Below are 11,255 nucleotides of genomic sequence, written 5' to 3' on the forward strand. Positions count from 1 at the left end.
GGGCCCCGGCCGCAGGTGTGGGCGGCCGGGGCCGGGGTGGGCTATTGGGACTTCTGGTACGACCTGATGGAGTAGGTGGCCAGGGCCACGGTGGGGACGGTCAGGGCCAGCAGCCAGGAGCCATGCATGGCGGTCGACGTCCAGTCGGGGGTTGCGGACAGGGCGCCGCGGGAGGCGTCGAGGGCCCAGCTCACCGGGTTGGCGGTGGCGACGTGGCGGATCCAGGACGGCATCAGGTCCTTGGTCATGAACGCCGAGGACAGGAAGGTCAGGGGCAGCAGCAGCATCACGTTCAGGCCGATGATGGTGTTGCGGTCGCGGACGAGCAGCGCGAGCGTGTTCGACAGCGAGGCGAGGACGACGCCGATCAGCACCGCGGCGGCGACCAGGACGGCGAGGCCCGCGGCGCCGCCGGGGTAGTCGGCGCCCGCCGCCCGGCCGAGCAGGATGATCACGAGGGACTGGAAGGCCGTGCTGAGGGCCTGCTCGATGACGCCGGCGTTCACCAGGGCGCCGCGGCGCACCGGGGTGACCAGGAAGCGGTTCAGGGTGCCGCGCTCGATCTCGTCCATGGTCGCCATCCCGGCGAACGAGTTCAGCGACACCGCGTTCATGACCACCACGCCGGGGACGATGTAGTCGAGGTAGGACTGGGCGCCGAAGCCGGGGAGTTCGGCGACCCTCTTGAACAGCTCGCCGAACAGGAACAGCCAGACCATCGGCTGCACCAGCGTCATGACGAGGACGGCGGGGTTGCGCAGCAGCGCCGACAGCCGCCGGTGGGTCATCCACCAGGTTCCGGCCGCCAGGTCTCCCACAGGCAGGGCGGTCATCGGGCACCTCCGGCGGTGACGGGGGCGGCGTCGGCGAGGCGGCGTCCGGCGTAGCGGAGGTACACGTCGTCGAGGGACGGCCGCGCGACGGTCGCCGCGGCGGCGGGGACGCCGGCCTGGTCGAGGGCGGCGAGCACGGCCGGCACCGCGGACGCGCCGTCGGCCGTGCGGGCGCTGAGGCGGCGCCCGTCCAGGGTGATCTCACCTATGCCGGGCAGCCGGCCGAGAGCCTCCCGTACCAGGGGCCCGGGCGGTGCCTCCGGCCATTCGATGTGGACGGCGTCGCCGTGCAGCTCGCCCTTGAGACCGTCGGGGGTGCCGGTCACGACGACGCGGCCGTTGTCCACGATCGCCAGCCGCCGGGCGAGCCGGTCCGCCTCGTCCAGGTAGTGGGTGGTCAGCAGGATGGCGAGGTCGTCGCCGGCCGCGAGCCGGGCGATCTCGGCCCACATGGACGCGCGGGCCTCCGGGTCGAGCCCGGTGGTGGGCTCGTCCAGGAAGAGGACCTGCGGGCGGTGGACGAGCCCGAGGGCGACGTCGAGGCGCCGCTGCATCCCGCCCGAGTACGTCTTCACGGGACGGCTCGCCGCGTCGTCGAGCCCGAACCGGGCGAGCAGCTCGGCAGCGCGGTGGCGTGCCCGCGCCCCGGGCAGCCCGTACAGGCGGCCCTGCAGGACCAGGTTGTCGCGGCCGCTCGCGTCGGGGTCGGCGCCGGACTTCTGCGACACGACGCCGATCACGCGGCGGACCCGGTCGGGCCTGCGCAGCACGTCGTGCCCCGCTACGGCGGCGGTGCCCGCGTCCGGCCGGACCAGCGTGGTGAGGATCTTGACGGTGGTGGACTTGCCCGCCCCGTTGGGGCCGAGCAGCCCGAGGATCTCGCCCCGCCCGACCGTGATGGACAGCCCGTCCAGGGCCCGGACGTCGCCGGGGTAGTTCTTCACGAGGCCCTCGGCCTCGATGGCATGCGCCATGGTCTCCTCCGTTGCAGCGCAACGTGCTCGACGGAGGGGTCCCGGATAGGCTGGGGTTGCGTGCTCGCCGCCAGGGCCCGCTCCGCGTGGGTTCTCGGTGGTGGGTTCTCCGGCCCGGTGGTGGTGTTGCCGCACCACCGCCGGGCCTCCGCGCCGGTTAGGTCTCGGGGGCTCCCCTCTCCGCCAGTTCGGCGATCTCGGGCGGCATCTCACCGGTCTCGTGGTACGCCCGCCACAGGTCGAGGCCGGGCAGCGTGCCGTCCTCGATCTCGGCGAGGAAGCCGCGCACCCACGCCGCCTCCGCGCGCCGGATGGCCAGGTCGTACTCCTCCTCGATCAGGAAGATGCGCGGGACCTCGGTCTCGGCCGCCAGCGCGGCCTGGTCGTCGGCGATCTGCCGCTCCATCGCGTCGAGGCGCCGGCGCAGCAGCTCGGCCACCTCGTCCGGCGCCAGGGCGCCGAGGACCGACAGCCCGGCCTCGAAGCGCGGCACGTCCCGCTCGGGCACCGTGATCAGCTCGCGGACCCAGTCGGCCAGCTCCCGCATCCCGGCGTCCGTGATGCGGTAGACGGTCCGCTCGGGCCGCGCCCCTTCCCGGACGCTGCCCTCGACGGCCAGGAACCCGTGTTTCTCCAGGTTGCCGACGACGGTGTAGAGCGAGCCCCACTTGATGTCCATGTCGCGGTCCTTTCCGCGCGCGCGCATCAGGGCCGCCATCTCGTACGGGTGCATCGGCCTGGCGGAGACCGTCGACAGCACGGCGAGCCCCAGGAGGTTGCTCACCTTGCGCCGCTTGGCCATCTCACCCTCCTCGTGCACGAGTACTCGCAGACGAGTATCGCAGAAGCCCTCCGCCCCGTCCACCCTCCGGTCCGCGAGATCCGGAAGGGGTAGAGAACACTGCGTGGACTTCTCCAGTGCGGCCGACGAGCTCTACGGCGTCCGGCCTGCGGACTTCGTGGCGACCCGCAAGCGCCTGGCGCAGGACGCCAAGCAGGACGGCGACACGGCCCTCGCCAAGCGGATCGGCGCGCTGCGGCGGCCGGCGCTGTCGGCGTGGGCGGTCAACCTGCTCGCCCGCTCCGCCGCCGGCGAGCTGGACAGGCTGCTGGACGTGGGCGCCCGGATGCGCTCGGCGTGGGGCTCCGGCACCGGCCTCGGCGACCTGGAGCGGCGCCGCGCCGAACTGATCGCCTCGCTGGTGCGGTCCGCCGGCGATCTCGCGGCCGAGGCGGGCAACGCCCTGCGCGAGCAGGGCGTCCGCGAGGTGGAGGACACGCTCCAGGCGGCCACCGTGGACGCCGACATCGCCGAGGAGGTCCGCGAGGGACGCCTCTCCCGGCCGCGCAGCCATACCGGTTTCGTCCCCGCCGGGTTCCCCGTGGCCCCGCCGGACGAGGAGCGCCCCTCGAAGCCGAAGCCGAAGCCGAAGAAGACGCCTCTCAAGCGGGCCCCGGCCGAAGAGGCCGAGAGGCCGGCCCGGCCGGAGCCGGAGACGAACGTCACACGGACGAGCGCCGCCCGCGCCCGCCGCGCGGAGACGCTCCGCAAGCGCGCCGAGGAGGCCGCGCGCAAGCTGACCGAGCGCGAAGAGCAGGCGGACGCGGCGAAGCGGGCGGCCGAGGAGGCGTCCGCCGAGGTGGGGCGCCTCCGCCACGAACTGGACCGCGCCGTCGCCGCCCGGGACGCGGCGTCCCGCCGGGCCGAGCGGGCCGAGCAGAACCGGGCGCGGGCGCAGGAGGCGGCCCGCGAGGCGGGCGAGGCCGCCGCCGAGGCCCGCCGCGCCGCCGACCGCGACGCCCGCCGGGGCTGACCCCACGGCCGCCTCACCACCCCGGCGACAAACCGGCTGCTCAGCATGAAGTAGGTTCGACCAGAACGTGATTCGATAATCAGAGGGGGCGCGCGGTGACGGCACCGGTCGTGGAGCAGCCGACTGACTGGACCGAGCCGGGCGCTCATCCGGTGGTGCCGGGGGTGCACCGGATCCCCCTGGCGCTGCCCATCCCGTCACTGCACGCGGTCAACGTGTACGTGATCGAGGACGCCGAGGGCCTGGTCGTCATCGACTCCGGCTGGGCGATGCCCGACACGCGCGCCGCCATGGAGCGGGCCCTCCGCGCGCTCGGCCACGGGCTGGACGACGTGGCGCAGTTCCTCGTCACGCACGCGCACTGGGACCACTACTCGCAGGCGCTCGCGCTCCGCGAGTCGTTCGGGACGCGGGTGCGGATCGGCCGCGGCGAGCGGCCGTCCATCGAGGCGTTCGACAGGAACCGCGGCCTGCACCCCCGCCAGGTCGAGATGCTGCGCCGCTGCGGCGCGGACGCCCTCGCGACCGAGATCGCGAACCTGCCGGTGGACCGTTCCGAGCGCGACGTCCCGCACACCCTGCCGGACGGCTGGCTGGACGACGGCGAGCGCGTCGGCCTCACCGCGCGCGGCCTGGACGTCTTCGCCACGCCCGGCCACACCCGCGGCCACATCGTGCTCCGCGACGCCGCCGACGGGCTGCTGTTCGCCGGCGACCACATCCTGCCGCACATCACGCCGTCCATCGGGCTGGAGACCGAGCCGGAGCCCAAGCCGCTGCGCAGCTACCTGGAGTCGCTGCGGCTGGTCCGCGACCTGCCGGACACGCTGCTCCTCCCCGCGCACGGCCCGGTGAAGCCGAGCGTCCACACCCGGATCGACGAACTGCTGGAGCACCACGCCGAGCGCCTCGACGCCGCCGCCGCGCAGGTCCGCGCGGGCCGCGACACGGCGTTCGCGGCCGCCGCGGCCATGCCGTGGACGCGTCGCAGGCGCGCGCTCGGCGACCTCGACGCGTTCAGCCGGATGCTGGCCGTCCTGGAGATCGAGGCGCACCTGGACGTGCTCGCCGACCGGGGCGTGCTGGACGTCCACGACGAGAACGGCGTCCGCCGCTACGCCGCGAAGCGCTGACCCCACCCCCGGGCGCCGGAAATCGGCCGGGTTAGGCTGATCCTCCGCTTTCCCCGGCCGAAGGAGCGGCGATGACGCTCGCCCCCGAGTTCACTGCGATCACGTCACCGGAGGAGCTGCGCGAACTCCTCGGCGCGCCGATGCGAAGGGCGATCGACAAGGAGCGCGTCACGCTGCACGCCTGGGACCGGGAGTGGCTCGCCCGCACGCCGCTCTGCCTGATCTCCACCAGCGACGCGGACGGCAACTGCGACGTCTCCCCCAAGGGCGACCCGCCCGGCTTCGTGCACGTCATCGACGACACGACGATCGCCATCCCGGACCGTCCCGGCAACCGCCGCGCCGACGGGTTCATGAACGTGCTGAGCAACCCGCACGTCGGCCTGATCTTCCTGATCCCGGGCCGCGGCGAGACCCTGCGGATCAACGGCCGCGCCACCCTCGTCCGCGAGGCGCCCTTCTTCGACGAAATGATCGTCAAGGGCAACCGCCCCGCCCTCGCCCTGATCGTGGACATCGAGCAGATCTTCTTCCACTGCGCCAAGGCACTGATGCGCTCGAAGGTCTGGAAGCCCGAGACCTGGGCCCCTCAAGCGCTGCCGTCCCACGCCCGGATAGTCAAGGACGTCCAGTACACCGAGGAGAACCTGGAGCAACTGGAGGAGTACTACGCCGAGCGCAACTACTCCAAGAAGCTCTACGGCGGCTGACCCGCCGATCGGCTGGCCCACCGCTCGGCCGAACCCCCGCGCGGGTGCGCGGGGGCCGATCGGTGGGCGGGGCGCGGGTCAGCCGCTCTTGCGGCGGAACTGGCGCTGGTGGTCGGCGCGGTCGTGCTTGCCGCGCACCTTCGAGCCGCTCCTGCCGGACCCTCCGGCGTTCTTGCCCGCCGCTCCGCGCTTGCGCTCCAGGGCCTCCCGGAACCTGCGCTTCACGTCGTCCCCGCCGTCGGCGGGTTCTCCTGACGTCTCGGCCATGCGGACCTCCAGCTCTGTTAGGGGCACCCCCAGCCTCACACATCGGCGGGCGGATCGGCCATCCGGCCCCGCCCGGAAGATCAACTTGGGAGATTCCGCCGCAAACCGCGCCAGTCGTGATCGTTCTCTCCTATGGTTTGTGCACGTGGAGCCCCAGACGCCGCAGGCAGAGTCCGTCCCCGCGCATCCGCCGCTGGAGGCGCTCGCCGTCCAGCCACTGCTGAACCGTGACTACGAGTCCCGCCCCGCCGTCTTCTACGAGCGGCTCCGCGAGGAGTACGGGCCCGTGGCGCCGGTGGACGTCCTCGGCGTCCCGGCGTGGCTCGTGATCGGCTACGCCCAGACCCTCGACATCCTGCGCGACACCCGCGGCATCTGGAGCAGGCGGGTGGAGAGCTGGCGCCACTACCGGGACGGCGCCGTCCCGGCGGACTGGCCGATGCTGCCGGTGGTCGAGTCCGACAACTCGGCGTTCCGGGACGGCGCCGACTCCACCCGGCTGCGCAGCGCCTGGGCCGAGGGTCTGCGGCCGTTCCAGGACCGCACCCGGCCCGAGGCCAAGGCGCTGGAGCTAGCCGTCCGGCGGCACGCCGACGAGCTGATCAGCGTGCTGTCGGAGAACGGCGGCCCGTCTGGCTGGGCCGACCTGTCCGCCCAGTACGCGCGGCCCCTGCCGCTGATGGTGATCGGGCGGCTGCTCGGCACGGACGGCGACGGGGACGACGAACTGATCATCGACCTGTGGCGGGTGATGGACGCCGGCCCGGACGCGCAGGAGGCCTCGGCCCGGCTGCTCGCCCGGGTCGCCGACGTCTGCGCGGCGCGCACCGCCTCCCCCGGCGCGGACCTGCCGTCCTTCATGCTCGCCGCGGTCCCGGACCTGACCGCCGAGGAGCTGACCCGCGAGATGGCGATGATGACCGGCCTCGTCGGCGACGTGACGGGGACGCTGATCTGCAACACCATCACCGAGGTGCTGATCGGCGAGACGGGTGCGCGCGACAGCATGTCGGCCGGCATGCTCCAGGAGGCGATCAACCGGGCGTCGGCGGCGAACCCGCCGATGGCGAACCTGTCGTTTCGGTGGCCGAAGACCGACGTCCGCCTCGGCCGGTTCCAGATCGCGGCCGGCGACCCGGTCATGGTGTCGCCCGCCGCCGCGCACCTGGACCCGGCGTTCACCGCCGCCACCACGCCGGACTCCATCTACAGCTCCCGCGCCCACCTGGCCTGGAGCGCGGGCCCGCACGCCTGCCTCGGCCGCGACCTCGCCACCACCATCACGACGATCGCGGTGGAGCGGTTGTTCGACCGGTTCTCCTCGCTGCGGCTGGCGCTGCCCGCCGACCAGCTTCCGTGGCGCTCGTCGCCGCTGATGCGGGGGCTGCGGTCGCTGCCGGTCGTCTACGAGATGGCGGGGAGCCCGCCGGAGCCGGTGCCCGCCGCGCCCGCCGACCCGCAGGAGGCGCCGGAGGAGAAAGCGGCGGACGGGGGCGGGGCGAACTCGCTGGTGCGGCGCGTCCTGCGGCTGATGCGCCGGTCCTGACGGGCGCGGGCGCATGTTTGGAGACGGGCGCCCGGGAACGTTCTCCGCGGTAGGCGCGCAGGGAGGACAACGATGCCTGACATGAGCGACAAGCACAGCCCGAAGGTCGACGACGAGATCGCCCACGAGACGCAGGGCATGGTCCGCGGCGGGCACCCCACGCACGCCGAGGAGTTCAAGGAGACCGAGCCGTTCTCCGACGACGCCCCCGCCGACCCGACCCGGGCCGCCGCGGACGACCGGGAGGGCTCTCCGCCCGGGATGAGCGCGCAGGACGTCGAGGGCCGCAGCTCCCTCGCCCGGATGCTCACCGGCGTCCGGTACCCGGCCCGCCCGAACGAGCTGATCCGGCACGCGGCCGAGGGCGGCGCGCCCGACGACGCGGTCGAGCAGCTGCGGACGCTGCCCAAGCGCGAGTACGAGAACGTCGCGGACGTCGCCGAGGAGCTCGGCTACGGCCGCGAGGAGCGCCGTTACTGAGTCCGCTACCGGGTCCGCTACCGGGTCAGCTACAGGGCGCGCGCCCGGCGTTCGCGCAGCAGCGGGATCTGGCCGCCGGCGGCGACCAGGTCCCGCTGCCGTGCCGACAGGCGGTGCCGCGCCCGGTACGTCTCGTCCTTGGTGACGTTGCGGACGCCGATCTCGTTCCCGGCGTCCAACGCGTCCCGGACGTTCTCGACGCGCAGCACGTCGCCCTGCTCGACGCGGTCGTAGTCGGCCCCGTCGGCGAATTCGAGGGGCAGGATCCCGAAGTTGACGAGGTTCTGCCAGTGGATCCGCGCGTACCCGCGGGCCAGCACGAGCCGCAGCCCGAGGTGGCGGGGTGCGATGGCGGCGTGCTCGCGGGACGAGCCCTGCCCGTAGTTGCGCCCGCCGACGACGGCGTGCGGCCCGGCCTCCCGGGCCCGCTCCGGGTAGTCCTCGTCGAGCTGGACGAAGGTGAAGTCGGCGAGCCGGGCGATGTCGCTGCGGAACGGCAGGACCCGCGCGCCCGCCTGCAGGATCTCGTCGGTGGACACGTCGTCGCCGACCTTGATGACGACGGGGATCTCGAACTCGTCCGGGAGCGGGTCCAGTTCGGGCAGGACGCCGATGCTGGGCGCCTTGTCCAGCTCGACCTGCCGCGCCTCGTCCTCGGGCGGCGGGCCTTCGAGCATCTCGATGTTGACGCTGGACTTCTCCGGCAGCCGGACGGCGGGCGGGTCCATGCCGAGGTCGCGCGGGTCGGTGATCCGGCCGGTGAGGGCGGCGGCAGCGGCGGTCTCGGGCGAGCACAGCCAGACCCGGTCGTCCTTGGTGCCGGAGCGGCCGGGGAAGTTGCGCGGGACGGTCCGCAGGCTGTTGCGGCCGATCGCGGGCGCCTGCCCCATGCCGATGCAGCCCATGCAGCCGGTCTGGTGGATGCGGGCGCCGGCCTGGACGAGGTCGGCGGTCGCGCCCATCCGGGTCAGGTCGACGAGGATCTGCCGGGACGTCGGGTTCACGTCCAGCGACACCCGCGGATGCACCTGGCGGCCCTTCACGATCGCCGCGACGGACGCGAAGTCGCGCAGCCCCGGGTTCGCCGACGACCCGACGACGACCTGGTGGACCTCCTCCCCCGCCGCCTCCCGCACCGGGACGACGTCGCCGGGCGAGCTGGGACGGGCGATCAGCGGCTCCAGCCCCGACAGGTCGATCTCGCCGGTGACGTCGTAGGACGCGTCCGGGTCGGCGACTATCTCGGTGAAGTCGTCCTCGCGCCCCTCGGCACGCAGGAACTCCAGGACCCGCTCGTCCGACGGGAACACCGTCGTCGTCGCGCCGAGCTCGGCGCCCATGTTGGCGATGACGTGCCGGTCCATCGCGGTGAGCGTGGCGATGCCGGGCCCGTGGTACTCGATGATCCGGTTGACGCCGCCGCGCACGCCGTGCCGCCGCAGCATCTCCAGGATCACGTCCTTGGCGCTCAGCCAGGGCGGCAGCTCCCCGGTCAGCCGGACGCCCCAGATCTCCGGCATCGTCACGTGCAGCGGCTCCCCGGCCATCGCCATCGCGACCTCCAGCCCGCCGACGCCGATCGCGAGCATGCCGAGCGACCCCGCCGCGCACGTGTGGGAGTCGGAGCCGACCATCGTCGCGCCGGGCACCCCGAACCGCTGCATGTGCGTGGGGTGCGACACCCCGTTGCCGGGCTTGGAGTACCAGAGCCCGTACCGGCGGGCGGCGGACCGCAGGAAGATGTGGTCGGCCATGTTGCGCTCGTCGGCCTGCAGCAGGTTGTGGTCGACGTACTGGACGGACACGTCCGTCTTGACCCGGTCGAGGTCGAGCGCCTCCAGCTCCAGCATGACCATCGTGCCGGTCGCGTCCTGGGTGAGCGTCTGGTCGACACGGATCCCGATCTCGGTGCCGGGCTCCATCTCGCCGCTCACCAGGTGCGAGGCGATCAGTTTGCGGGCGACGCTGCGGCCCCCCGTGCCGTCGGCCATGCTCCTCAGCTCCTCCGGTCGTCGTCGTGGGCGGGGGCGGTCCCGATCCGGCGCGGCTCGTGCACGCCCCGGTCGGCGGGCTGCCCGCACCAGTGGTTCAGCGCGTCGCGGATCTCGGCGGCTCGCCGGTCCGGCGCGGTCTCGTCGGTGGCCCACGCGATGTACCCGTCCGGGCGCACCAGCGCGGTCGTGCGGGTCGCGCGGCCCGCCAGGGCGCAGTGCACGCGGCCCGCCCACCGCTTGGTAGCCAGGTAGGTGACCGCCGGGTCGTTCGCGGCGACGACCAGCACGAACCTCCCGTCGCCGAGCAGTGCGCGCAGCCGCCCCGGGCTGCCGGCGAGCGGGACGTCCGGGGCGCGCCGCCCGGTCAGCCGGTGCGCGCCGCGCGGCGCCGGATAGGCGATGTCGATGCCGGAGACGGCGCCCGCCATACGCCGCGCCACCGGCCGGCAGTGGGTCGCCGCCCACGCCGCGGCGCCGCGCGCCGCGCGCAGCCAGCGCGGCTCGGCGAGCGCGAACCGCAGCAGCGCCCCGCTGCCCCGCAGTACCTGCCGCCCGACCGGGTGCCGTTCCTCGTGGTAGCTGTCGAGCAGCCACGACGGCGCCCAGCCCCACAGCTCGGCGGCGAGCTTCCAGCCGAGGTTCGCCGCGTCCTGCATGCCGGTGTTCATGCCCTGCCCGCCCGCCGGGGAGTGGACGTGCGCGGCGTCCCCGGCGAGGAACACCCGTCCTGTCCGGTACCGGGGGACCTGCCGCTCGTCGCTGTGGAAGCGTGACGTCCAGCGCGGGTCGCGCATGCCGTGGTCGGTGCCGAGCGCGCGGCCGACCACCTCCCGCAGCTCGGCCATGTCGACGGGCTCGGAGTCGGCGGCCTGATGCCGCCGGTTCCAGGCGATCACCCGGTACCAGCCGTCGCCGAACGGGGCGATGAACGCGAACGCGTCGCCGACCGCGCCCACCGACAGGACGTCCTCGGGCACCTCGTCCAGCCGGACGTCGGCGAGCATCACCGACCGCACCGCCGCCCGGCCGGGGAACGGCAGCCCGAGTTCCCGCCGCACGGTGCTGCGGACGCCGTCGGCGCCCACCACGTAGGAGGCCCGGCGCGTACCGGTCTCGCCGCCGGCCGTCCGCACGTCGACGTCCACGCCCGCCGGGTCCTGGCGCAGCGCGACGACCTCGGCGCCGTGCACGATCTCCGCCCCGGCGGCGAGCGCCCGCTCCTTCAGGACGCGTTCCGTCTCATACTGCGGCGTGACCAGGACGAACGGGAAGCGCCCCGGCAGCCGGGAGAGGTCGAGCGCGGTCGAGCCGAGCAGCCGCAGCGAGCCGACCCGCCGCCCGGTGGCGATCAGCTCGCCGGCGATGCCGCGCGCGTCCAGCATCTCCAGGGTGCGGGCGTGCACGGCGAACGCCCGCGTGAGGGTGCCCGTCTCCGCGGTACGGCGTTCCAGCACCGTGCAGCCGATGCCCGCCGCGGCCAGGTCCCCCGCCAGCAGCAGCCCCC

Annotated in this window: 11 protein-coding genes; 5 read left to right on the forward strand and 6 right to left on the reverse strand. The window is 74.0% G+C overall.

Annotated features, from left to right (window positions below; genetic code table 11):
• Positions 1–41 precede the first annotated feature (41 nt).
• The 3 genes from E1284_RS32945 to E1284_RS32955 all read right to left on the reverse strand — a co-directional run bounded on the left by E1284_RS32945 (position 42) and on the right by E1284_RS32955 (position 2,609).
• A complete protein-coding gene (locus E1284_RS32945; RefSeq protein ID WP_131944073.1) occupies positions 42–833 on the reverse strand; it encodes an ABC transporter permease in 792 nt (263 codons plus the stop codon).
• The gene (locus tag E1284_RS32950; RefSeq protein WP_131944074.1) at positions 830–1,807 is read right to left on the reverse strand and encodes an ATP-binding cassette domain-containing protein; all 978 of its coding nucleotides are present in this window, start codon (positions 1,805–1,807) and stop codon (positions 830–832) included. The genes E1284_RS32945 and E1284_RS32950 overlap by 4 nt, the downstream gene beginning before the upstream one ends.
• 157 nt (positions 1,808–1,964) lie before the next feature.
• Positions 1,965–2,609: a PadR family transcriptional regulator gene (locus E1284_RS32955; protein ID WP_131944075.1), complete on the reverse strand. Its 645-nt coding sequence runs from the start codon at positions 2,607–2,609 to the stop codon at positions 1,965–1,967.
• A gap of 103 nt (positions 2,610–2,712) precedes the next feature.
• Between E1284_RS32955 and E1284_RS32960 the strand changes: the two genes are divergently transcribed.
• The 3 genes from E1284_RS32960 to E1284_RS32970 all read left to right on the forward strand — a co-directional run bounded on the left by E1284_RS32960 (position 2,713) and on the right by E1284_RS32970 (position 5,464).
• Entirely contained in the window at positions 2,713–3,621 is a 909-nt protein-coding gene (locus tag E1284_RS32960; protein ID WP_131944076.1) for a hypothetical protein, read from the forward strand.
• 95 nt (positions 3,622–3,716) lie between these two features.
• Complete coding sequence (locus E1284_RS32965) at positions 3,717–4,754, forward strand: MBL fold metallo-hydrolase (protein WP_131944077.1); 1,038 nt, start codon at positions 3,717–3,719, stop codon at positions 4,752–4,754.
• Positions 4,755–4,825: 71 nt separating this feature from the next.
• Positions 4,826–5,464, forward strand: coding sequence for a pyridoxamine 5'-phosphate oxidase family protein (locus E1284_RS32970; protein ID WP_131944078.1), 639 nt, complete (start codon positions 4,826–4,828; stop codon positions 5,462–5,464).
• A gap of 78 nt (positions 5,465–5,542) precedes the next feature.
• On the opposite strand, the gene E1284_RS32975 is transcribed toward E1284_RS32970, so the two are convergent.
• A complete protein-coding gene (locus E1284_RS32975; RefSeq protein WP_131944079.1) occupies positions 5,543–5,731 on the reverse strand; it encodes a DUF5302 domain-containing protein in 189 nt (62 codons plus the stop codon).
• A 145-nt stretch (positions 5,732–5,876) separates the two neighbouring features.
• Between E1284_RS32975 and E1284_RS32980 the strand changes: the two genes are divergently transcribed.
• Positions 5,877–7,277 carry a cytochrome P450 family protein gene (locus E1284_RS32980; protein WP_207924088.1) on the forward strand — a complete coding sequence of 467 codons (1,401 nt, stop codon included), beginning with the start codon at positions 5,877–5,879 and terminating at the stop codon, positions 7,275–7,277.
• Between the two features lie 81 nt (positions 7,278–7,358).
• A complete protein-coding gene (locus E1284_RS32985; protein WP_243714893.1) occupies positions 7,359–7,757 on the forward strand; it encodes a DUF2795 domain-containing protein in 399 nt (132 codons plus the stop codon).
• Between the two features lie 29 nt (positions 7,758–7,786).
• On the opposite strand, the gene E1284_RS32990 is transcribed toward E1284_RS32985, so the two are convergent.
• Both E1284_RS32990 and E1284_RS32995 read right to left on the reverse strand, forming a co-directional pair.
• Positions 7,787–9,748: an aconitate hydratase gene (locus E1284_RS32990; protein WP_131944082.1), complete on the reverse strand. Its 1,962-nt coding sequence runs from the start codon at positions 9,746–9,748 to the stop codon at positions 7,787–7,789.
• Between the two features lie 5 nt (positions 9,749–9,753).
• The coding region (locus E1284_RS32995; protein ID WP_131944083.1) for an FAD-dependent monooxygenase at positions 9,754–11,255 on the reverse strand (1,502 nt) is incomplete at its 5' end.

This window comes from Actinomadura bangladeshensis (assembly GCF_004348335.1).
Taxonomy (GTDB): Bacteria; Actinomycetota; Actinomycetes; order Streptosporangiales; family Streptosporangiaceae; genus Spirillospora; species Spirillospora bangladeshensis.